General features: G+C 34.1%; 18 protein-coding genes. 12 read left to right on the top strand and 6 right to left on the bottom strand.

Annotation, left to right across the window (positions count from 1 at the left end):
- The first annotated feature begins 106 nt into the window (after positions 1–106).
- The 3 genes from ACQUQZ_RS23705 to ACQUQZ_RS23695 all read left to right on the top strand — a co-directional run bounded on the left by ACQUQZ_RS23705 (position 107) and on the right by ACQUQZ_RS23695 (position 3,427).
- Positions 107–1,387, top strand: coding sequence for a hypothetical protein (locus ACQUQZ_RS23705; protein ID WP_435357600.1), 1,281 nt, complete (start codon positions 107–109; stop codon positions 1,385–1,387).
- 145 nt (positions 1,388–1,532) lie between these two features.
- The gene (gene accD / locus ACQUQZ_RS23700; protein ID WP_435357599.1) at positions 1,533–2,375 is read left to right on the top strand and encodes an acetyl-CoA carboxylase, carboxyltransferase subunit beta; all 843 of its coding nucleotides are present in this window, start codon (positions 1,533–1,535) and stop codon (positions 2,373–2,375) included.
- Positions 2,376–2,449: 74 nt separating this feature from the next.
- Positions 2,450–3,427 (top strand): radical SAM protein, encoded by a 978-nt coding sequence (locus ACQUQZ_RS23695; protein WP_435357598.1) that lies wholly within the window; start codon positions 2,450–2,452, stop codon positions 3,425–3,427.
- Between the two features lie 25 nt (positions 3,428–3,452).
- On the opposite strand, the gene ACQUQZ_RS23690 is transcribed toward ACQUQZ_RS23695, so the two are convergent.
- Both ACQUQZ_RS23690 and ACQUQZ_RS23685 read right to left on the bottom strand, forming a co-directional pair.
- Positions 3,453–4,355 carry a DUF4249 domain-containing protein gene (locus ACQUQZ_RS23690; RefSeq protein ID WP_435357597.1) on the bottom strand — a complete coding sequence of 301 codons (903 nt, stop codon included), beginning with the start codon at positions 4,353–4,355 and terminating at the stop codon, positions 3,453–3,455.
- Positions 4,356–4,399: 44 nt separating this feature from the next.
- Positions 4,400–6,757, bottom strand: coding sequence for a TonB-dependent receptor (locus tag ACQUQZ_RS23685; protein WP_435357596.1), 2,358 nt, complete (start codon positions 6,755–6,757; stop codon positions 4,400–4,402).
- Between the two features lie 269 nt (positions 6,758–7,026).
- Here ACQUQZ_RS23685 and ACQUQZ_RS23680 point away from each other — a divergent pair, with 269 nt between their 5' ends.
- From ACQUQZ_RS23680 to gcvT, 3 genes are all read left to right on the top strand, one after another.
- On the top strand, positions 7,027–8,697 hold the full coding sequence (locus tag ACQUQZ_RS23680) for a family 78 glycoside hydrolase catalytic domain (protein WP_435357595.1): 1,671 nt from the start codon (positions 7,027–7,029) through the stop codon (positions 8,695–8,697).
- 79 nt (positions 8,698–8,776) lie between these two features.
- Positions 8,777–10,228 (top strand): UDP-N-acetylmuramoyl-L-alanyl-D-glutamate--2,6-diaminopimelate ligase, encoded by a 1,452-nt coding sequence (locus ACQUQZ_RS23675; RefSeq protein WP_435357594.1) that lies wholly within the window; start codon positions 8,777–8,779, stop codon positions 10,226–10,228.
- Between the two features lie 99 nt (positions 10,229–10,327).
- Positions 10,328–11,428, top strand: coding sequence for a glycine cleavage system aminomethyltransferase GcvT (gene gcvT / locus ACQUQZ_RS23670; RefSeq protein WP_435357593.1), 1,101 nt, complete (start codon positions 10,328–10,330; stop codon positions 11,426–11,428).
- Between the two features lie 86 nt (positions 11,429–11,514).
- Here gcvT and metG read toward each other — a convergent pair whose 3' ends face one another.
- The 3 genes from metG to ACQUQZ_RS23655 form a co-directional block, all read right to left on the bottom strand.
- Positions 11,515–13,560: a methionine--tRNA ligase gene (gene metG, locus ACQUQZ_RS23665; RefSeq protein ID WP_435357592.1), complete on the bottom strand. Its 2,046-nt coding sequence runs from the start codon at positions 13,558–13,560 to the stop codon at positions 11,515–11,517.
- A 217-nt stretch (positions 13,561–13,777) separates the two neighbouring features.
- Complete coding sequence (locus ACQUQZ_RS23660; protein WP_435357591.1) at positions 13,778–14,380, bottom strand: Uma2 family endonuclease; 603 nt, start codon at positions 14,378–14,380, stop codon at positions 13,778–13,780.
- Positions 14,381–14,538: 158 nt separating this feature from the next.
- The gene (locus ACQUQZ_RS23655; protein WP_435357590.1) at positions 14,539–16,248 is read right to left on the bottom strand and encodes an AMP-binding protein; all 1,710 of its coding nucleotides are present in this window, start codon (positions 16,246–16,248) and stop codon (positions 14,539–14,541) included.
- 191 nt (positions 16,249–16,439) lie between these two features.
- Here ACQUQZ_RS23655 and ACQUQZ_RS23650 point away from each other — a divergent pair, with 191 nt between their 5' ends.
- The 6 genes from ACQUQZ_RS23650 to ACQUQZ_RS23625 all read left to right on the top strand — a co-directional run bounded on the left by ACQUQZ_RS23650 (position 16,440) and on the right by ACQUQZ_RS23625 (position 23,794).
- Positions 16,440–17,471, top strand: coding sequence for a glycosyltransferase family 2 protein (locus ACQUQZ_RS23650; RefSeq protein WP_435357589.1), 1,032 nt, complete (start codon positions 16,440–16,442; stop codon positions 17,469–17,471).
- Positions 17,472–17,561: 90 nt separating this feature from the next.
- Complete coding sequence (locus ACQUQZ_RS23645) at positions 17,562–18,392, top strand: glycosyltransferase (protein ID WP_435357588.1); 831 nt, start codon at positions 17,562–17,564, stop codon at positions 18,390–18,392.
- A gap of 56 nt (positions 18,393–18,448) precedes the next feature.
- Positions 18,449–19,372 carry a glycosyltransferase gene (locus tag ACQUQZ_RS23640; RefSeq protein ID WP_435357587.1) on the top strand — a complete coding sequence of 308 codons (924 nt, stop codon included), beginning with the start codon at positions 18,449–18,451 and terminating at the stop codon, positions 19,370–19,372.
- 21 nt (positions 19,373–19,393) lie between these two features.
- Positions 19,394–21,187, top strand: coding sequence for a hypothetical protein (locus tag ACQUQZ_RS23635; RefSeq protein WP_435357586.1), 1,794 nt, complete (start codon positions 19,394–19,396; stop codon positions 21,185–21,187).
- Between the two features lie 66 nt (positions 21,188–21,253).
- Positions 21,254–22,582: an NAD(P)/FAD-dependent oxidoreductase gene (locus ACQUQZ_RS23630; RefSeq protein WP_435357585.1), complete on the top strand. Its 1,329-nt coding sequence runs from the start codon at positions 21,254–21,256 to the stop codon at positions 22,580–22,582.
- Between the two features lie 264 nt (positions 22,583–22,846).
- Positions 22,847–23,794 (top strand): glycosyltransferase family 2 protein, encoded by a 948-nt coding sequence (locus ACQUQZ_RS23625; protein ID WP_435357584.1) that lies wholly within the window; start codon positions 22,847–22,849, stop codon positions 23,792–23,794.
- A gap of 63 nt (positions 23,795–23,857) precedes the next feature.
- Here the strand turns inward: ACQUQZ_RS23625 and ACQUQZ_RS23620 are convergent, their stop codons facing one another.
- Positions 23,858–24,115 (bottom strand): SemiSWEET transporter, encoded by a 258-nt coding sequence (locus tag ACQUQZ_RS23620; protein WP_435357583.1) that lies wholly within the window; start codon positions 24,113–24,115, stop codon positions 23,858–23,860.
- Positions 24,116–24,215: the final 100 nt, after the last annotated feature.

Below are 24,215 nucleotides of genomic sequence, written 5' to 3'. Positions count from 1 at the left end.
ATTTGAGGCTTTTTTGTTAAAAACTTGTTAAGAAAACCAATCTCTGCCATTGAAAAGAACTTTCCTCGTATAATAATTATCAAATCATATTTAAACTTTCATTTCCATGAATTTTAAGTTATGCACACTGTCCACAGTGTTATCAACATTATTAATAGTAGCTCATGCACAAGAAGAACGCGTTAAGTCTTTTGGCTATAACTATTATGGACAGAAAATAAATGAAAAGGCATTTTGTAGTCAATTTAGCTTTAGGTCGAAAGAAGTAGCTGAAAAAGCTGTTGATGAAATTGTTAGAAGAAGTGGATTAAAAAGAAACTTTTATGTAATGGAATGTCCAAATACAGATAATTGCTTTGCAGCAATTCAAGGACAAACTCGTTTGATTGTATATGATGGCTCCTTTATGAAAAAAGCCAATGATTTATCAAAATCAGATTGGGGGGCATTAAGTATATTAGCTCATGAAATTGGGCACCATTTACAAGGACATACAATCATTGAAGGTGGAAGCGATCCGGCAAAGGAATTAGAGGCTGACGAATTCTCTGGATTTGTAATGTACCAAATGGGAGCAACGCTAAAAGAAGCACAAGCAGCAATATATAAACTTACTTCAGATTATGATGGCGGTACACATCCTGCAAGACCAAAGAGATTAGCAGCAATAAAAAAAGGATATGATAATGCACAAGATTTATATCCAAATGTTAAGAAAAATGACGGTAGTATTTTTACACAAACAAAAAGCCAAGAAGGACATCAAGAATATCCTACAAAAACAAACCCACAACCAATACCTCAGCAGCAACCAAGAACACTCCCACAAAGTCCAAATAATCAAGGAGATGTGGATAAAGTGGAAAAGTCTGTTGATAACTCAGAAAACATTCCGAAGAAGCCTGAAGTAATTATTAGTAATACTACAAAAGTTGAAAATTCTGAAGAAAGTACGAAAAAAGGGGGGTGTTTTGAAGGAGATTGTGGAAATGGCTTTGGAAAAATGATTAATCCAAAAACTGAAGAAAAGTATGAAGGTGAATGGAGAAATAGTAAAAGAGAGGGAAGAGGTGTAGAATTTTATGCTGATGGAGAAAAAAAATATGTAGGAAACTTCAAAAATGGAAAATATGAAGGTAATGGATCATTTTTCTACAAAAATGGGGATAAGTATGTGGGAAAGTATAAAAATGGGCTAATGAATGATGAAAAAGGCTATTTTATATTCAATAATAATATTAGATTAGTCGCAAGAGTTGAAAATAATATGAAACATGGAAAAGCAATGAGAATATATCCAGATGGAAGAAGAGAAGATACATTTTACATAAATGATATAGAAAAAAAAGGTTATTTACCAGATAAAAAAATAAGAACATCAAATTAAAAGTAAAACAAAAACAAAAAAGTCTTTGAATAATTCGAAGACTTTTTTGTTTTATTATATAAATAAATAAATTTTTTGAGTAACAGACCACAAATCAACGCCTAAGATTATTTACCTTTGTTCCCTTAAAATACAATAACAATATATGTCTTGGTTTAAGAGAACAGATAAAGGAATTCAAACACCTACGGAAATGAAACGTGAAGCTCCTGATGGGCTTTGGTATCAGTGTCCGAATTGTAAAAAAGCAATGCACACTCGTGAGCATAAACTGAATGCTTTCACTTGTATAAATTGCAACTACCACGAAAAAATAGGTTCAGAAGCATATTTTCAAATACTTTTTGATGAAGGTGAATACACAGAATTAGATGCAAACTTACATTCTGGAGACCCTCTCAAATTTACTGACACAAAATCTTATGTTGATAGAATTAGGTCAACTGAAAAAAAATCAGGTTTAAAAGATGCCGCTAGAACAGCCTATGGAAAAATGTCAGATATTGATATTGTAATCACTTGTATGGACTTTAGCTTTATAGGCGGTTCAATGGGGTCAGTGGTTGGAGAAAAAATTGCACGTGGAATAGAATATGCTTTAAAAGAAAAAATACCATTTCTGATGATATCAAAATCAGGAGGAGCGAGAATGATGGAAGCTGGTTTTTCTTTAATGCAAATGGCTAAAACATCAGCTCGTTTGGCTCAATTGGCAGAAGCAAATATACCTTACATATCTTTATTAACTGACCCAACAACAGGTGGAGTAACAGCATCGTATGCGATGCTCGGAGATTTTAACATATCGGAACCTGAAGCATTGATAGGTTTTGCAGGTCCAAGAGTAATCAAAGAAACAATTGGAAAAGAATTACCAAAAGGTTTTCAAACTGCTGAGTTTGTATTAGAACACGGTTTTCTGGATTTTATTGTTGATAGAAAAGATTTAAAAGATAAGTTAGCAAGTTTATTACAAATGTTAAAATAATCATGATTGACAGAAATTTATAGGTCAATTTGTCAATCTGAAAATCCTGTAAATTCCAAAAATCAAGATTAAAAATGAGGCTAATAAAAAAACCAGTACTTTGTAATTACTACATAACATATCGTTGCAATGCAACGTGTAGCTTTTGTGATATTTGGGAAAAACCATCACCTTACATTACACTCGTTAACTTTCGAGAAAACCTTAAAGACCTCAAAAAATTAGGTGTTAAAGTCATTGATTTCACAGGTGGAGAGCCTCTACTTCACCGTGAATTAGATGTGCTTTTAGAAGAAACGAAAAAAGCTGGACTACTCACAACTGTCACTACAAATACACTCCTTTATCCAAAGTATGCTGATCGTTTAAAAGGAAAAATTGATATGCTGCACTTCTCGCTGGACTCACCAAACGAAGAAGAACATAATTTATCGAGAGGGGTAAAGTGTTTCGATAAATTACTTGATTCTATACAAATTGCGAAAAAAATAGGAGAACGACCAGATATAATGTTCACAGTTTTTGAACAAAATGTGGATAAAATAGAAAGAGTGTGGAATGAAATTACACAACCCAATAATTTGGTGTTAATTTTAAATCCAGTATTTAATTATAATGAAGTAGATACTGGAGAAAACCTTTCGGATGAGAGTTTAAAGAAACTTTTGTGGTGGGGAAAACAAAAAAATGTTTATTTGAATGAAGCGTTTATTTCTCTTCGTCAAAATGGGGGAAATCATGTTGAAAATCCAGTTTGTAAAGCAGCTTCAACAACAATAGTGATTTCTCCAGAAAATAAATTGGTACTTCCTTGCTATCATCTTGGAACAAAAGATTTTGAAATTAAGGGAAACCTTGCTGAATTATATCATTCAAAAGAAGTACAAGAAGTTGTTGCCTTAGAAGGGAAATTGAAAGAGTGTGAAGGTTGTGTAATAAACTGCTATATGCAGCCATCATTTGCCGTAGAAGTAAATAAATATTTTTGGAAAGCACTTCCAAGTACCTTAAAGTATAATTACATGAAAGGAACTTGGAAGCAACTATTTTAAAATGCAGTAATTTTTTTATTATATATTATTTCTTTGGCTTTGCCTTACTTTTATCAATAATAGTTTCCATCGAACTTACAGCCGACATACCAAAAAAACCAACAGCTTTTTTAATAGATTTTTCATTTCTGTTGATGATGTTGGTAGGAATGTTAGATAGGGGAGTCGAAAAAAGACTTCCATCTTGTGAAACCTGAGAAACAAATTGTAAGTAATAAAACTGTTCTGGGGTAGTTGAATAAACATCAACTTTTAGAGTGTCTTTGTCGGAATAAAGTTCACGACCAACAGAAGTACGAATAGGTAAAATAAACAAAAGCCCATCACTCTTTGAACCAGGGCTAAAACCAGCATCATAAGCAACTGTAATTTCGGTAGCCTTAGAAAAATATTTATTATTCTTAGCGGACTTTATCCAGTAGCAGTCTCCTTCTCCATCAAAATCTTTGGCATAAAATTGTGGCAAAAAACCTTCTTGTGGACCATTTTCAGGCTTTACAGGTAGTTTATCAACTTCATAACTAATTGAATCAATCTTTGGCACACGATTCAATTTTGAAAGCGAAACATATTCTTCACCAGCATAATTAATATATAGAGCATATTGCTTACCTATTTTATTTAAGGGATTAGCTTTGCCATCATAAGAATAAACACCAGTGTTTTTTAAATCTTTAAATTGATAGGCAACGCTATCTTGGTCGAACAAAATTACATTAGCTCCTAAAGCTGGCTTGATTGGTGAATTATCAAAATAGCCTTGTGTAAGTGTTAATTTGATAGTTTGAGTTTCACTTTTATTATTGATCAAAGCATCAACTGATAATTGAGAAACGCCATCTTTTACATCAATTTCAATAACGTCTGTACAGGAAAATAAAGAAACCGATATAAAAAGTATTATAAGTATTGAAAGTGTATTTTTCATTGATTTTTAAAATAAAAGGTCAATTTAGAAAATAGAATTACTAATCAAAATTTAAAGTTATAAGTTACCGCAGGAATAATTGAACCAAAAACTGCATAACGTACTGCTTCAGTTTTAGTGGGGTCAGTTTCATTTTGACGCACAAAAACTGAAAAAGGATTTCGACGATTATAAACATTATAGATAGAAAATACCCATTCGCCAGTGCCATGTTTAAAAAAGGCGTATTTGGTTTGTCGAGTAGCGGCCAAATCTAAACGATGAGAAGCAGGAATTCGATAGGCATTTCGAGTATCATAATAATTATGAGGAAGTGCATAATCTTGCCAAATAAACTTATTAGTTGGGAAACTCGCAGGTGTACCTGTACTAAGTGTAAAGTTTGTGGAAAAAGTCCAACGTTTGTTCAAATCATAAATTCCAACAATAGCCAAATTATGTGTTTTATCAATTCTACTGGGAAACCATTGATTTTGATTTAAGCCTTCAATTTTTCTTTCGGTACGAGCCAAAGTATAACTAACCCAACCATTGAATTTTCCTTTAGCCTTTTTTACATAAAATTCAATACCATAAGCTCTACCTTTTCCAAAAAGTAAATCAGCTTCTACTGCTGGATTTAGTAACAAATCGGCATTTCTTACATAATCAATTTGATTGTAAAGTTTTTTGTAATAGAGCTCAACAGAAGTTTCAAAAAGATTATCATTGAAATTATGGAAATATCCTAAAGCAAGTTGGTCAGCTAATTGAGGTTTGATATTATTACTACTTGGAGTCCAAACATCAAGAGGAGAGGAGGCTGTTGTATTTGATAGTAAATGTAAATATTGAGCCAAACGATTATAACTCAACTTAATCGAATTATCTTGTCCAAGTCCAAAATTGGCAGCAAAACGAGGTTCAAAATTACCATATTGTTGAATACTTTTTCCCCAATCAAAAAGAGTTGTTTTGGTTACACTTCTACGCTCACCGTCAGTTGTTGCAGCACTTAACTCCAATGCTTTCCCTTTACCTAAATAATTATAAAGCGAATAACGTAAACCATATTGTAACGAAATTTTTGAATTGATTTTTTGCTCATTTCCGATATAAATAGCACTTTCAACAGCAAATTTATCATCAAGCCCAATCGCTCGTTCAACACCACCAGAAATAGCAACAGCTTGACCAGGATTAAAAGTATAATAAGTTAATTGTCCACCAAAAGTGACGGTATTGTTAGTATTTGGATAATAAGTAAAGTCAGGTTTGATGCTATAAGTGATAATATTAGATTTCCAGCGAAAAGCATCTTGGTTATTTTTTTCCTTTAGGTCAGACTGTAAAGCATAGTCGTAATTGCTATAAAAGACAGTGTTATTCAAGAAAAGCTTATTATTGAAAACATGATTCCAGCGGAAACTTGTAGTGGCATTTCCCCAATTAAAGCCAAAGTCGGCACCGAAAGTATCACGACCAAAATAACCTGAAAGAAAGAAAGTATTCTTTTCATTGGCTCTAAAATTAGCTTTTGCTGTAAAGTCATAAAAGTAAAAGCTTGTCCCTTTTAAATCAGAATTCAAAAATGGTTTTGCTAAAATATCAATATAAGAGCGACGAAGTGCGACGATAAAAGAACCTTTATCTTTTAAGAAAGGTCTTTCGTAAGTAAATCTGGAGAATATACTACCAATACCTCCAGAAAATTGTGGTTTTTTTGCATTACCTTCTTTCATACGAACATCAAGTATAGAAGATACTCTACCACCATACTGCGAAGGAATTCCACCTTTAATCAATTTTACATCTTTTACAGCATCAGGGTTGAAAACAGAGAAAAAACCAAAAAGGTGAGAAGAATTATAAACGGGAGCTTCGTCAAGCAAAACTAAATTTTGGTCAATTCCACCGCCACGAACATTGAAACCAGAAGCTCCTTCACCAACGGAAGTTACGCCAGGCAAAAACTGAATACTTTTAATAATATCAACTTCACCAAGCAAAGCAGGCATTTTTTGCATGGTTTTAATATCAATTTTATTGACAGACATTTCAATATTCTTGACATTATCATCTGCTTTTTTAGTTGTAATTACTACTTCTTGTAAAAGTTTAGAATCATCTTTTAACTCGACATCTAATTTTACATCTTGACTCAAATCTACCTTTTTAGTAATTTTTTCAAAACCGACATAAGTTAAAACCAAATTATACGTTCCTTTTGGAAGCGTCAAAGAATAAAAGCCATAAGGGTTGGTTTGGGTACCAGATTTTACTTCTTGGACATAGATTGACACGCCAATCAAACCTTCACCATTTGAGACATCTTTGATGTAGCCACTAACTGTAAATTTTTCTTGTGCAGAAACATTCCACGTGAAAAGAAGAGTAAAAAATAATAGAGATACTTTTTTCATAAATTGGATTTTTTGTAGAAATAATAGTTGATAATGAATAGTTTATATAAAATTTATAATACAAAACGAAGTTTAGCTTCAAATGTAGTAACGACTGAAAAGAATGGAAAGTTTTGTTTGACGAAGCAGAAGTTTTGAGGGATAAAAGGGAAAAGGTGTGTATTATCGAACAAATACACATTAATAGCATAATTAATAGAGAATATTTTAAGAAATTGCCGAAAAAATAATAAAACGGTAAATTTGTACCTGAAACCAAATAGAATTTTATGAAAAAAATCCTTCTTTCTTTTTTCACAATTTTAGTTTTAATGAATACTAAAGCACAGACAGTTGAAAAACTCCGTTGTGAATATGAAGAAAAACCTTTTGGAATGGAAATAACAAAACCACGCCTTTCATGGCAAATCAAGTCTGTTACAAGAGGAACTAAACAAACAGCTTATCAGATTTTAGTAGCAGATAATGAAGCAGACCTTAAAAAAGACAATGGAAATATTTGGAATTCGGGCATGATAAAATCTGACCAATCATTAGGCGTGGATTATGCTGGAAAACCTTTGGAATCACGCAAGCGATATTTTTGGAAAGTAAAGATTTGGAATGAGAAAAATAAACCAACACCTTACAGCGAATCAACTTGGTGGGAGATGGCTTTGCTAAAAAAAGAAGATTGGTCTGCTCATTGGATTGGTAAAAATGGGACGGAGGGTAAATCAGTGGAGCTACAGAAAGAGTTTAATTTGGGTAAACGTGCCACAAGAGCCAGAATTTATGTAACAGGTGTGGGTGCTTATCATTTAATTTTTAATGGAAAAAAAGTAGGTCAGGATATTCTAACGCCAGGTTTTACAAATGCCATGAAAACGATCCCATACCAAATTTATGAAATCTCGAATGATGATTTAACGATAGGTATAAATTTCATAACAGTTACATTAGGAAATGCTTGGATGAGTAATAAGAATCTTTGTCGCTTGTTATTTCAAATGGAACTTGAGTTTTATGATGGTTCACGCCAAACAGTGATTTCAGATGGAAGCTGGAAAACTCGACTTTCACCAATTGTTTCAAATTCAATATATGGAGGCGAAGTTTACAATGCACAGCTGGAATATGGAAAAGATTGGGAAAATGCAGCTATTATGGATGACGTTGAAAACAAATTAGAATTGAAGCCATTGATCACTCCACAGGCACAAATAATCAAGGAAATCAAAGCAGTAAAAATAAACGAACCAAGAAAAGGTCGTTACATTTTTGATTTTGGCCAAAATATTGTTGGTTTCACCTATTTACAAACAGAAGGTAAAGCAACAAAAGAAGTTGAACTAAAATATGCAGAAACATTGACCGAAAAAGGCTTGGCAGACCAAAAAGGAATTAAACCAACCGATAAATATATTTTGAAAGGTTATGGTGTTGAAAAATGGGAACCTAAATTTACCTATCATGGATTTAGATATGTTGAAGTAGAAGGATTACCCAAAAAGCCAGATGAAAATACTTTGATAGCAAAAGTAATTTATGAGAATACGCCTTTTGTTGAAAATGTAGCTTATTCAGAAGAAATTTTAACAAAAATTTATGCAAAAAAAATTATAAAAGAACCTAACTTAAATGAACCCAGACTTGTAATCATACCAACTTTGATTGCAGAGTCAAAAACGTATGAGTCGAATTATGGACAAATCACCAGCCAATGGGCTTTACAAGGAAATAAGTTTAATCTAAAATTGAGCATTCCAGCAAATGCTTCTGTACAAATACAATTACCATTACAAGCAGGAAAAACAATCAATAATATAAAAGAAAGTGGCAAACCATTTATTGTTAAGAAAAAGCCTGTCAAAATTGAAGGAATAAACTACATTAAAACTGAAAAAGACAAAGCAATTTTTGAAGTTTTTAGTGGGAATTATGATTTTGTGGTTGAATAAGAACTTTAAGCAATATGCAATTCTATAATATTTAAAAAAAAGCCTAAAGTGTAACGCTTAAGGCTTAAAGTAAAAAACAATGATATTAAGCGAAATCCTTTACAAAATGTCTCTCCAAACAGTTGCAGGAAAGACAGACATAGAAATAACAAACATCGTTTTTGATTCTCGACAAGTACAAGAAGGAAGTCTTTTTGTAGCAATAGGTGGCACACAAGTAGATGGTCATAATTTTATAGCAACAGCCATAGAAAAAGGAGCAAATGCTATTTTATGCGAACACCTTCCTGAATCATTAAAAGACGAAGTTACTTATTTGCAAGTTGAAAACTCTGCAAAAGCAATGGGATTTGCTGCTGCTAATTTCTACCAGCACCCATCAAATAAACTAAAATTAGTTGGAGTAACAGGTACAAATGGAAAAACATCAATAGCAACATTATTATTCAGATTGTTTAGAAAATTAGGTTACCGATGTGGGTTACTTTCAACTGTTCAAAATCAGATTGATGACGAAATTATCCCATCAACCCATACAACACCTGACTCAGTAAAAGTAAACGAACTGCTGGCGGAAATGGTGCAAAAAGGTGTAACTTACTGCTTTATGGAAGTAAGCTCGCATGCAGTGGTGCAAGAACGTATCAGAGGCTTACAATTTGTAGGAGGGATTTTTACCAATTTAACACATGACCATCTTGATTTTCATGGAACATTTGATAATTATTTAAAAGCAAAAAAAGGTTTTTTCGATCAATTGCCGGCCACAGCTTTTGCTTTAGTAAATACAGACGATAAAGTAGGGAAAGTCATGTTGCAAAACACAGCAGCAAGAAAAGAAACCTACTCACTTAAAAACATTGGTACATACAAAGGAAAAGTGTTAGCATCAGGACTTTTTGGACTTCAAATGGAAATTGATAACAAAGAGGTTTGGTTTAAATTAATAGGTTCTTTTAATGCGTATAATTTGTTAGGAGTTTATGGAGCAGCAGTTTTATTAGGAGAAGATTCAGATGAAGTTTTGATGCAACTTTCAGACATTAAACCTCCCGCAGGACGTTTTGAACAAATTGTATCCAAAAATAATATTGTTGGAATTGTTGACTATGCACACACGCCTGATGCTTTGAAAAATGTCTTAGAAACAATAGTTGATTTAAGAGAAGGTAGTCAACAAATCATAACTGTTGTTGGTTGTGGAGGAAATCGTGATGCAGCCAAGAGACCAATCATGGCGGAAATAGCATGTAAGTTTAGTGACAAAGTGATTTTAACTTCAGATAATCCAAGAAATGAAGATCCGATGGATATTTTAGCTCAAATGCAAAAAGGTGTTCCTGCGATTCATTTCAAAAAAACAGAAACCATTGAAGACCGCCACGAAGCAATTTTAGCTGCCGTACAAATGGCAAAACCTGAAGATATTATTTTAGTAGCAGGAAAAGGCCATGAAACCTACCAAGACATCAAAGGAGTAAAACATCATTTCGATGATAAAGAAGTTTTGAGAGAGGCTTTTGGAGAGTAAAATAAAAAGATGTGGGACACCTTTAACAAGTCTCACATTTCAATCTTTTAGAATTTTTAATAAAAAAACATTTTTTTCATCAATAAATATCAAATTTTAATGGAAGCAGAAAACAAAAGAATACCACTGAATGATTTACATGAAAAATTGGGTGGGAAAATGGTGCCATTTGGTGGCTTTATGATGCCAGTTCGTTATTCATCAGATATTGAAGAACACAATTGCGTAAGAAACGGTGTAGGTGTTTTTGATGTTTCTCACATGGGTGAATTTGTGGTAAAAGGCGAGCGAGCAACTGAGTTTTTACAACATGTTGTATCAAATGATGTTTCCGTGCTGTTTGATGGAAAAGTTCAATATGCTTATTTTCCGAATAATGAGGGTGGGGTAGTAGATGATTTATTGGTTTATCGCTGGAACGAAAACGAATATTATTTAGTAGTAAATGCTTCCAATATCGAAAAAGATTGGAATTGGATTAACCAAAATAATACGTTTGGCGTCGAACTTGAAAATATATCAGATAAGTTATGCTTGTTTGCCGTTCAAGGACCAAAGGCATTACCAACACTTCAAAAGCTAACAGATATAGATTTGGCTTCAATGGACTATTATACTTACAAAGCAGGAACATTGGCAGGTATTGATGATGTAATAATTTCGGCAACAGGCTATACAGGTGCAGGTGGTTTTGAAATTTATGTTTGGAACAATGACGCCGAAAAAATGTGGAATGCAATTTTTGAAGTAGGAGCAGAGTTTGATATCAAACCCATTGGTTTAGGTGCAAGAGATACACTGCGTTTAGAAATGGGCTATTGTCTCTACGGTCATGAATTGAATGATACTGATTCGCCTTTGGAAGCAGGTTTAGGTTGGGTGACGAAGTTTACTAAAAACTTCATCAATTCAGAAAATCTAAAAGCTCAGAAAGAAGCAGGATTAAAGCGTAAATTGGTTGGAATTGAAATGATTGACCGAGCTATTCCTCGCAGTCATTATGAAATTTGTGATGCCGAAGGAAACAAGTTAGGAGAAGTTACTTCTGGAACACAATCGCCAACTTTACAAAAAGGAATTGCAATGGGACATGTTCCAACAGCATTCGCCAAAGTCGGAACAGAAGTTTATATCAAAGTAAGAGAGAAATTACTGAAAGGCGTAGTTACGAAATTGCCTTTTGTGAAAGGTGGTGTTTGAAAAATTTAGTAATTGAGCGAATGAGTGATTTTTTAAACTATAATAATCACTCATTCACAAAATCATTCATTCATTCGCTCAATGTTTTAACTAACAGGGCCTCCATTCCAAACCTCTTTATGGGGTTGGAGAAGTGCCAAACTACCATCACGGTTTTCTGCCATCAAAATCATACCATTTGATTCTATCCCCATCATTTTTCTAGGAGCAAGATTTGCCAAGAATGTAACTTGTTTCCCAATCATTTCTTCTGGTGAAAAATGCTTTGCTATTCCACTCAAAATAGTGCGTTTTTCAAAACCATCATCTACTAAAAACTTCAATAATTTATCACTTTTGGGAAGTTTCTCCGCTTCTAAGATTGTGCCGATGCGAATATCTAATTTGGCAAAATCATCGTATTGAATAGTTTCCTTCAAAGCAGGCACTTTCACATTTTCTAATTCATTCATTCGTTTTGATTCTTGTAATTTTTTTACTTGCTTTTCAATGGCATCATCTTCAATTTTTTCAAATAATAGACTTGATTCGCCAATCAATGTGCCAACAGGCAATAAGTCTGCTCCTCCAGTTTCTGCCCAAGTTGTTTCAGTCAAACCTAATTGTTTTCTTAATTTCTCTGCCGTAAATGGCAAGAATGGCTCTGACAAAATCGCCAAGTTGGCAGCAATCTGTAAAGCGATATTCATGATTGTTTCAACACGAGCAGGATTTTCTTTGATTACTTTCCACGGCTCAGTTTCGGCCAAATATTTATTACCTAAACGTGCCAAATCCATCATATTTGCCAAACCTTCACGGAAACGATAGTTTTCAATTGAATCGCCAATTTTCTTTGGAAAATCCGCTAAGGTTGCAATCGTTTCTTTGTCATAGTCAGTCAATTCGCCTTGTGCAGGAACTTTTCCACCGTAAAATTTATGTGTAAGCACAACCGCACGATTGACAAAGTTTCCGTAAATGGCAACTAACTCACTGTTATTCTTAGTTTGAAAATCTTTCCAAGTAAAATCATTGTCTTTCGATTCGGGCATATTTGCCGAAAGAGCATAACGCAATACATCTTGCTTATTTGGGAATTCTTCCAAATATTCATGCAACCAAACTGCCCAATTTCTTGAAGTCGAAATTTTATCACCTTCCAAATTCATAAATTCATTGGCAGGCACATTATCAGCCAAAATATAGCTTCCTTCTGCCATCAACATCGCAGGGAAGATAATACAGTGGAAAACAATATTATCTTTACCGATAAAATGCACCAACTTAGTGGTGTCATTTTTCCAGTAATCTTCCCAGTTTTTGCCAGTTTGAGCTGCCCACTCTTGGGTAAATGTAATGTAGCCAATTGGTGCATCAAACCAAACATACAAAACCTTACCTTCTGTATCAGGTAAAGGCACGCTGATTCCCCAGTCCAAATCACGAGTCATGGCACGAGGTCTAAGTCCATCTTTTAGCCAAGACTGACATTGACCAAAAACATTAGATTTCCATTCTTTGTGGTTATTCACATACTTTTCGATTTCGGGCTGCATACGATCAAGTGGCAAATACCAGTTTTTGGTACTTTTCATGATTGGTTTTGAACCAGAAAGTGTCGAACGAGGATTTTTCAATTCAGTTGGTGAAAGTGTCGAACCACATTTTTCACATTGGTCGCCATAAGCATTTGGATTTGCACAAACAGGACATTCACCAACGATATATCTATCTGCCAAAAATTGTTGAGCCACTTCATCAAAATATTGTTCGCTGGTTTCTTCATCAAAATAGCCTTTGTTGTACAAAGTCGTAAAAATCTCTTGTGAGTTTTTATGATGCGTTTGATTGGAAGTACGAGAATAAATATCGAATGAAATACCAAAATCAGCAAATGAATTTTTGATTTGTTCGTAGTAAAAATCAACGACTTGTTGAGGCGTTTTTCCTTCTTTACGGGCTTTTACGGTAATCGGCACGCCGTGTTCGTCAGTACCACTGATAAATGCCACATCAGCCCCTTTAGAACGGAGATAACGGACATAAATATCTGCAGGAATATAACAGCCAGCCAAATGCCCAATATGAATGGGGCCATTGGCATAAATCAAAGCGGCGGTAACGGTGTATTTTTGCGGAGTTTCGATCATATCTTCTTTGTATTCAAAAAATTAAGTGTGCAAAGTTAAGGTATTGCTACATAGAAACGAAAAACCCCTCAAAAGTTTTTGTTTTTGAGGGGTTTTTGTTGATACATTGAGAAGGATTGGGTCGAACTGGGAAAAAGAGAATTACTTTTAAAATTTTTATTTAATTTTCTGTTCCTACAAAATAATCTTTTTCAAGAACTAGAACATTTTTTTATTCTCAAAAACTCACATTCTTATAAATACGCTTCATCGAAATTTCAACGCCGAGCGATTGGAGAGGTAATTTTCCTTCAATATCTGTTACAATCGTTTCATGCCAAAGACCAGGGCGTTCTCTGTACCAAACTTCTGCGTAGCACTCATTTTGACGAATCATTACATATTCTTTAAAGGATTCAAGGGTTTTGTATTTGTCAAATTTTCCTGTGCGGTCATATTTTTGCGTGCTTTTCGATAATACTTCCACAACTAAAATAGGATTTATCAATAATAAATCGTCGTTATCCCAATATAATGGTTTTTCAGAAACAGCTAAAGAATCTGCATACACGCCTTCATCAAGACTTGGAAAATAAATTTTTTGGTCGGAACCATAAAAAAGGAAGTTTTTTCCTATGTTCTCGGTTGCGTAAGTCATATCAACAGCAATATTCATCGCTATTAAATTGTGTGGTCCTCTTGCGTTTGGCATTTTGATTATTTCGCCGTTTATAAATTCATGTTTGTGGATAGAGTTTGCTTCTTTTCGTAAATATGCTTCAAGGGTATATTTACGAGTAGGTTTGTGCAAAATCAACTTTGGACTTACTTCTTTAGTCATTTTCTAAATATTTATATACAAAAATAACCAGATTTTTGATATTAAATAGGCAATTCTAAGAAAAATTGATGGATAAATTCAACAAAAAGCCCTCATTTAATAACAAAATGAGGGCTTTTTTGATAAAAAACTTTTGTCTCGAATCTCGTTTCTAAAATCTATTTCTTCGCCATTTCCTCTTCTTTCAAAGTTCGACGCAAAATCTTACCAACATTTGTTTTTGGTAATTCGGTGCGAAACTCAATGTGTTTAGGACACTTATAACCAGTTAGGTTTTCTCGGCAATAAGACTGAATTTGTTCAGAAGTTAAATTTTGGTCTTTTTTTACAACGAAAATCTTTACGGCTTCGGTTGACTTTGCATCTGCTACGCCAATGCAAGCAACTTCCAAAACGCCAGGGCAAGTAGCCACCACATCTTCAATTTCATTTGGATAAACATTAAAGCCCGACACCAAAATCATATCTTTCTTTCTATCGACAATCTTAAAGTATCCATCGGCACTCATGACACCCACATCACCAGTTCTGAACCATGATTTTTTGTCGTTATCAATAAAAGTTACTTTGGCTGTTTCGTCAGGACGATTGTAGTACCCCGCCATTACTTGCGGGCCGAAAGCAACAATTTCGCCAGGTTCACCAATATCTGCCCAAGTTTCATCATCTTTTAAGATTTTTATCTCTGTACTTGGCCAAGGAATACCAATTGTACCAACCCTATTTTCTCCAACCAAAGGATTAGATGTAAGCACAGGTGACGTTTCAGATAAGCCATAACCTTCAGTTGGAAGATTTCCTGTTAATTCTTTCCAACGATTGGCTACAACACCTTGTAAAGCCATTCCGCCCGCTGAAGTAATAATCAAATTACTGAAATCAACTTCTCCGATTTTCGGGTGATTGAGCAAACCATTATACAAAGTATTGACACCTGTAAAAATATGGGGAGGATATTTCTTCAGATCTTTTATAAATGCATCTAAATCACGAGGATTGGTGATGAGCAAATTCATCGTTCCTATTTTTAGAGCGGTCAAAGCATTTACTGTTAAAGCATAAATATGGTAAAGAGGTAAAGCAGCTACCATCACAATTTTTTCATCAGAAATTTTATTTGTCAAAACACCCTGCCAAGCGTTGTTGGCTTCAAGGTTAGCAATAATATTTCTGTGAGTAAGCGATGCTCCTTTCGAGACACCAGTCGTTCCGCCGGTATATTGAATAAAAGCTAAATCCGTAAGTTTTACACTTGGTTTTGTCCATGTCAGACTTGCTCCTTTTTTCACCGCATCAGTAAAAGATACAGCTGAAGGCAAGTTGAAATCTGGAACCATTTTCTTGACACTTTTTACAACAAAATTAACAATTTGTTTTTTTGGAAAGCCAAGCATATCACCTAATTGTGTGACAAAAACATGCTTAATATTTGTATTTGTAATGATTTTTTCAAGGCTCGAAGCAAAATTTTCTACAATAACAATTGCTTTTGCCCCTGAATCTTTGAATTGATGCTCCATTTCCCGAGGTGTATAAAGCGGATTTGTATTGACAACCGTCAATCCAGCACGCAAAGCACCAAACATGGCCACAGGATATTGCAGTACGTTAGGCATTTGGATTGCAATTCGGTCGCCTTTTTCCATTCCAATACTTTGCAAATATGCGGCAAAATTACGAGAGAGGGTATTTAATTGTGCATAAGTGATTTCTTTACCCATACAAGCGTAGGCAGACTTATGGCTGAATTTTTCAAAACCTTCATCCATCAATTCTAAAAGAGATGGATAGGCCTCTGGATTTATTTCGTAGGGAACCCCCTGCGGATAGAATTTCCGCCAAGGATAAGTTTCAGTGGTAACAGGCATGATGGTTTTATAGTTTGTTTGTATTTTTCGATGTAAAAATAAGACGATTTCTTGGTTTGAACGTATTAGAAATGAAATAAATTGTTGGAATAAACAATGTTTTGCGGATTTTCGCTCCTAAAAAGTTTTTTAGATGTAATTTTGTCGGATGATTGGTTACAACAATATCAAATAGAAAATATTTTAATTCCTTGAAAAAAGAACAATCGGCTACTCCATTTCCTGTAGAAGAAGCATATAAAGATATTAAAGTCAGTGTCATGGTGTTGACGTATAACCACGAAAAGTTTATTCGTAAAACACTTGATTCGATTCTTTCACAAGAAGTGAACTTTAAGTTTGAGGTAATTGTCGGAGATGATGCTTCGCCAGATTCGACGGCTGCAATTATTAAGGAATATTATGCAAAATACCCAGATATTATTGTTCCAATGCTGCATGAGAAAAACCTTGGAGGATTTGGGAAAAATAATACTTTAGCGGCTTTGGCTGAAGCTAAAGGTAAATACATTGCTCCAATGGATGGGGACGATTATTGGACATCTAATCAAAAACTCCAAAAGATGGCTGATTTTTTAGACCAAAATCAAGATTTTGTAGCGTGCTTTCATAATGCAGAAATTATTTTTGACGATGATTCACATCCAAATCAATTTGTCAATCCGCCCGACCAAAAGGCAATCGTTACAGTTGAGGATTTTATAGGTGAGGATGAAGTTTGGTTTATTGCTACTTCGGCGATATTATTTCGTAACGGTGTAATCAAACACTATCCTCAGTGGTTTCATGAATCAAAAAGTGGAGATATTCCTCGTTATATTTTATTGGGAAAAGGGGGGGCGAAATTCAAATATATGAATGAAGTCATGTCTGTTTACCGAAAAAATCGTAATAGTGGTATGAGTTTTACTGATGGATACAAAGATGCTGAATTTTTACAAAATCGTATTGGTATGTATCGAGGAATTGACCAAGAATTAAACTATAAATTTCAAACAACACTTAATAAAAATATTGCACGTTATTATCGAATGATGCTTGATAGCCACCAGTTTGTTGGAAAATATTTTAAACAAATGCCAGTTGCAATTCAATATTTGAGATTAGCAAAACCCAGTAGAGAGATACAAAAAGAAATTATCAGAGAATATATTTTTCCGAAATGGTTGAGTAATATTTATAGTTTTTTCGCTCTTTTACCACATCGAATTAAGAATAATTAATTTGAGAATTTGGAGATTTGAGAATTTGGAAATTATGTTAAATATTTCATTTTCAAATCGTCAAATTAACATATTTCCAAATTAGAAAAGATGCCACCAAAAGTTAGTGTTTGTGTACCAACCTATAATCACGAGAAATATATTCGTCAGACCCTTGATGGAGCTTTGATGCAAAAGACAGATTTTGAATTTGAAATCGTTATAGGTGATGATGCTTCAACGGACAATAATCAACAGATTATTCAGGAATATGTTGATAAGTACCCCAATATCTTTCAAGCTTTTTTACACACAAAAAATCAAGGACCAAAAGAGCCAAAGGAATTTGGGGGAAGAAACAACGTTTTAGGACTCTTGAAAGCTTGTAAAGGTGATTATGTAGCACTTTGCGAAGGTGATGATTATTGGACAGACCCATTGAAACTGCAAAAACAAGTAGATTTCATGGAAGCCAATCTTGATTATAGCATTTGTCACCATAATATGCAGGTGATTTACGAAGATGGTTCGCCCGAGCATCTTTTCAATGATAAAGACCAAAAAATAGAGTCAAGTATTGTAGATATTTTAGAGGACAGGTGGTTTATTGCCACTGCGGCAACGCTTTACAGAAATATTTTTCGTGAAAAAGAATTTGTCGATTGGCATAGTCGAGCGGCATCAGGTGATTGGGCTTTGGTGATTCAATTGGCAGCAACAGGAAAAATCCACTATTTGCCTGAAGCTATGGGCGTTTATCGAAAACATCGAGGCGGCTTGAGTAATGTACAGTCATCAACGAATTTGTATTTTTTAAAAAATCGGAAGCAGATGTTTGAGGAGGTAAATGAATGGTTAGGTTTTAGATATGATGCTACAATTAGGCAAACTTTAAATGCTTATGATAAACAAATTCAAGAACTTGACGGTAATTTTTCTTAAATTTGCAAAATAAATAATTATTAGAATTAACTCCTCTTCAGAGGTTGGGGGTTTTTATGTCTTACAAAATCGCAATAGTTACACCACTTTTTAATGACTGGGATTGTTTGTATAAACTCGTTGAAGAAATTCGAACGGTACTTTCTCCTACCCAATACTCAGATTATAAAATCGTAGTTGTGGACGATTGTTCAAGTTTGGAAGTTGATAAAAATAGGTTAAAAAATCATCCCATTGAAATAGTTCATCTCAATAAAAATTTAGGACATCAAAAGTCAATAGCCATTGGTTTGTCTTATCTGAATAAAAATTCGGAACAAGATTTGGTTGTGGTAATGGACGTTGATGGAGAAGATAAACCCGAACATTTACTCATTTTATTAGATGAGGCAATTAAAAGCAAAGCAAACGAAATTGTTTTCGCTCGTCGAACCAAACGAAAAGAAAGCTTTTTCTTCAAAATTTTTTATAAAGTATATAAATTTATTTTTGTTTTTCTAACAGGAAAAGTAATCAACTTCGGTAATTATTCAGTGATTCCAAAAATACTATTAGATAAAGTTGCTCATATTTCTGATATATGGAATCATTATCCTGGTGGTGTTATTCGTTCACGATTATTGTATAAATCAGTCGGCTTGGAAAGGGGAGATAGATACACAGGAAAATCAAAAATGAATTATACCTCATTGGTCATTCATGGACTTAGTGCTGTTGCTGTGTACATAGATACTGTTTCTGTAAGATTATTAATAGCGGTTTCATTGCTTATTTTGATGGCAATCTTAGGAATTTCAGTAGTTTTTCTTTTTAAATTTAGTTTCCCATTTTGGGGATTACTTCTCTTTTTTGGAATCTTGATGCAAGCATTTCTTAGCACATTGATATTAGTATTTACTGTACTTTCTTACCGTGTAAATTTCAATTTTCTTCCTGCGGTACATTTTCAAGATTATATTCAGTCGGTCGAAAAAATATAAAACCATACTTCAAAACAAAGCATGAATAAAAAACTGATTACATATTTGTTAATTTTATTGCCAATTATTGGCTTTTATGTATTTGTTTTTCAAAATGCCTTCAATATTGGTTGGAATGACGATTGGCATGGAATCGAAGGCTTTTTAGCAAGCTGGATGCAACAAGAAACAATTTCTGACAAAATGACTCTTTTGTTTTCTCAGATGTGCGAACACCGTATTTTGTATGTTCGTCTCAGCACCTTATTTTGTTACCAGGTTTTTGGCGAAGTAAATTACAAGACATTGATGCTTATGGGCGTATCTTATTTGTTGATACTTCCTTTTGTATTTCACCGAGTTTTGCGAGAAATTGATGTAAAATTAGCTTACTTAATTCCCATCATCTTTATCATTTTCAATATTCAACCAGTCGAAAATATTTTTTGGGCAATTACTTCTTTACAACCTAATACTGTTATCATTTTTGGCCTTTGGGGATTTGCTTTGTTACTTTTTTACAAGCAAAAATGGGCTTTTTACTTAGCCAACCTGCTTTTTTTCTTGGCAATGTTTACCAATGGTAATGGAATGTTTGCATTTTTAGCTGCTATTCCATTAGTTTTATATACACGAATACACAGCGAGAAAATCCAATATTTTAGTATTCTTGGTCTTTCTTTTCTATTGTACTTCATTGATTTCAAAAAACCAGGTATTCGTCCTGATGTGATGATAAACTTCACAAAATACCCTCATATTATTTTAGGCGACTTTTTTGCTTTCTTTGGCTCACCGATTGATAGTACTGTTCAGTTTTATGACACAAACCTAAAATATACAGTTGCGATTGTAATGGGCGTTTTGCTAATTTTATGGGTAGTATATCAATTGTTTACCTTTATCTATTTTTGGTGGAAAAGTGAAAAACAGCCAAGTATATTATATCAAAATATATTAAAATATCCCAAATTTAATCTTTTCCTCTTGGCTGCGTTTATTTTTGTAGGATTGAGTGGAGCTGCATTTGCTGCTTCACGAGCAAGTCAGGGTTTGGAACAAGCATTCGCAAGTCGCTACAAAACAGTTTCTATCATCTTATTTATTATTATTTATTTAAGTACTTTCAATGTTTTGAATAAAAATCAGTGGAAAAAGTATCTTCAAATATCAATAGTTATTACTCTTTTGTTTAATGCGTTTTCATATTATGAAAGTTGGGATGATGTAGAAAACCGTCGCAAATTTTTCGGAACAACCATATTAAACTGGAAAAATAACGGACGCTATTATTTCTATGCTTTTGCTAATTCAAGAAACCCTGATGATCATGCACCCATCAATAGTTATCAAAAATTACCAATTCCGCCCTATAATTATGCAGGTTTTGTGCCAGGAGTAATGAAATATGTCAATGATATTTTGTGGGTTAGTAGAGTTCATTTCAAAAATTATACACCACCTGCCGAAATAGATACATTAAATAAAGCTCTCTACGAAAATCAAGTTTCAACAGATACAAAAGAACGATTAAAGATTACGGAAGAATTGAATACTTTTCATATTGAAATAGAAAATGCTTTTGTGCCTTTCAATACAAGATATGATGGCTATTATGCCATTTTCACTAATGAAAAAAATCGCTTGGCTTTTCCTTTAGAAACACAAGCCAATAAGTTTACTACATTTCTTACTACACAAAGATTCTATAATAATAGAATTGATATACAAGTAGCAAAACCAGATTTGCCAATCGGAGAATTCATAATGCAAATCGGCAAGCTCGAAAACAACCAGTTTAAAGTAATCAAAGAACAAACAATAGAAATTAAATAAATAAAATACCCTGTAATAAATTCTCTCATCGGGGTGGTGCGACGTATCGCTTAGGGGGCTAAACGTATGGAAAAACTAACAATCATAGGTGGTGGAATGACAGGACTTGCGGCGGCATACATTGCAGCCAAGCAAGGGGTAAAAGTAACAGTTATAGAAGGAAGCGATAAGTTTGGCGGACTACTCAATACTTTTGAAATAGGCAGAAATCAACTGGAGCATTATTACCACCATTTTTTTACACAAGATGCCGAACTTAGGTGGTTGCTTGAAGATTTGAAGATTTCGGACAAAGCTTTCTACAAAAAAACTACCATGGGTGTTTTCAGAAATGGAAAAATCTATGATTTTAATACGCCCCTTGATTTATTAAAGTTTAAACCTGTTGGAATTATCGGGAAAGCTCGTTTTGGTTTTACCAGTCTTTTTCTTGGAAAACTGGCAAAATGGCGAGAAAACGAAGGGGTTTCAACTTTAGATTGGTTTTATCGTTGGGCAGGAAAGGATATTACAGATGCCCTTTGGAAGCCAATGCTCAATATTAAATTTGGACCTTATGCCAACAAAGTTCCTTTGGCGTGGATGATTGGTCGAATGGCACAACGCCTCAATTCCCGCAAAGGTGGCGACGAACGCCTTGGTTATATCAATGGCAGTTGGAAAACCATGATGGATGTGTTGATTATTCGTTTGCAAGAAATGGGGGTGGAGTTAATCAAAAATGAACCAATTGAAGAATTTAAGATAACGAATGGTAAAGTAGAAGGAATTATCACTAAAAACTTGACAATTGATGGTGGTAAATTTCTTTTGACAATTCCATCACTTTATTTTGATAAAATCAAGAACTGTCCATTAGATGCCAACGGAGTAGAGTACTTTGGAGCAGTTTGTACGATTTTGGAATTGAAAAAATCATTTAGCCATATTTATTGGATGAATGTTGCTGACGAAGGCTATCCGTTTGGTGGAGTGATTGAGCATACTAACTTTATTCCTAAAGAAGAGTACAATGGCTCGCACATCGTTTATCTCTCACGTTATTTTGCCATGAGTGAAGCATTAGCTACAATGACAGAAGATGAAATAAAAGCAGTGATGATTCCACCATTAAAGAAAATAAATCCAGCGTTTTCAGAAGATTGGATTAAAAATGTTTATGTTTTCAAAACAAATACTGCCGCAACGGTTTGTGATTTGAATTTTTCTGAAAAAGTAACTTCTTGTAAAACATCTACCGAAAATCTTTATTTAGCAAACATGGTGCATATCTATCCTGATGAACGAAGCACAAACAACTCAATCAGAGTGGCTGCCGAAGCTTGCAAAGTAATGGGAATTAATGCTGATTTTGTACCTTTTGGAGCATCACTTTCAGCCCAAATTGGGTTTTGATAATATTTTGAAAAATAGTTGAATAATTTTTCGAACGTAAAACTTTTTATATACTATCGGCGTTTATACATCATACGCATTAATTCAGCAAAAGTCTTGACTCTGTAACAGTCGAGACTTTTTTGCTTTCTTACCCCGCTCAAATTCCTTTTCTGCTTCAAAAAGCATATCTTTGCACCCAAGAAAATAATATTCACTCATAAAATGAGCATAGTTGTTTTAATAATATAGCAACTTTTGACCATCGACTACTTAGCAAACCAAATGATTTCGATTGTTATCCCGATTTATAACGAAGAAGAAAACCTCCAAAATCTTTATACTCGTCTTACAAATGCTGCTCCTTCATGGAATGAAGATTACGAAATCGTTTTGATAGATGATGGCTCTCGTGATAGCTCATTGACAATGATGCGAGTAATGGCAGAGAAAGATGCACATGTGAGGGTTATCAAACTTTCGAGAAACTTTGGGCATCAGCCAGCTATTTCGGCAGGCATCCAAGAAGCAAAAGGTGATGCAATTATAATCATGGATGGCGATTTACAAGATCCACCAGAAGAATTATATCGTTTTTTGGATAAGTGGCGAGAAGGTTATGAAGTAGTTTATGCAGTCCGAACAAAGCGAAAAGAAGGTTTTTTCAAGAAAATGGCGTATTCGAGTTTTTATAGAATCATGGCTGCTATTTCCGATATTGAAATTCCTCTTGATTCTGGAGATTTTTGTGTGATGGATAGAAAAGTGGTGAATGTACTTGTACATGATATGCCTGAGCAGATTCGCTTCATACGTGGTATGCGTGCTTATGCAGGTTTTAAGCAAATCGGTGTAACTTATGAGCGTGCCGAACGTGCCGCAGGAGAAGTAAAATATACTTTCAAAAAATTAGTGCAATTGGCACTTGATGGCTTATTTGGCTTTTCGAGTTTTCCATTGCGACTTTCTACCTATTTAGGTATAACCATTGCTATTCCTTCTTTGATTGTCGGTATTTTCTTTTTAGTTCACCGTTTATTTGGCTTCAAAGTTTTTGGGCATACGCCCGAAGAAACACCGGGCTTGGCTTCGTTGGCAGTTGGAATGTTTTTTTTAGGAGGAGTGATGCTGACAATGCTTGGCATTATTGGCGAATACATTAGTCGTATTTATATTGAAGTAAAAAAACGACCGTTCTTTGTGATTGATGAAGTTATCGAAAAAAAGAAATAGTTTTTTATTTCGTCGGTTTCGGTAGTTCCACTGGGGCTTTGCTCAACCAGCGAAATAAAAAACTCAAAGCGAAGTTTTTCTGTACTTAAATTTGAAGAATAAAATCACCAATGATAAAATCAAAGTGATGGCGTTGGCAGCAATGACAGGAAAAGCATGAACTTTGATTCCATACACTAACCACATAATTACGCCTGCTGTAAAAATCAAGAACATCGACAAAGACACATCTTTGACGGACTTGGTTTTATAAATCTGTAAAACTTGCGGCACAAATGCTAATGTTGTCAAAATGCCCGCTACATAACCTAATGTTTCCATATTATTTTAATTTGGTTTCGCTAAAATAATGGAAAAATTATATCAATTAGTTCATTTTACTCAATAATCACAGGTGAAACTTTAAATAGTACAAAAAGTG

This window comes from Emticicia sp. SJ17W-69 (genome assembly GCF_051209875.1).
In the GTDB taxonomy this organism is placed as follows: Bacteria; Bacteroidota; Bacteroidia; order Cytophagales; family Spirosomataceae; genus Emticicia.
The sequence above is the reverse complement of the archived record's forward strand: the minus strand, read 5'-3'. Positions and strand labels throughout refer to the sequence as shown.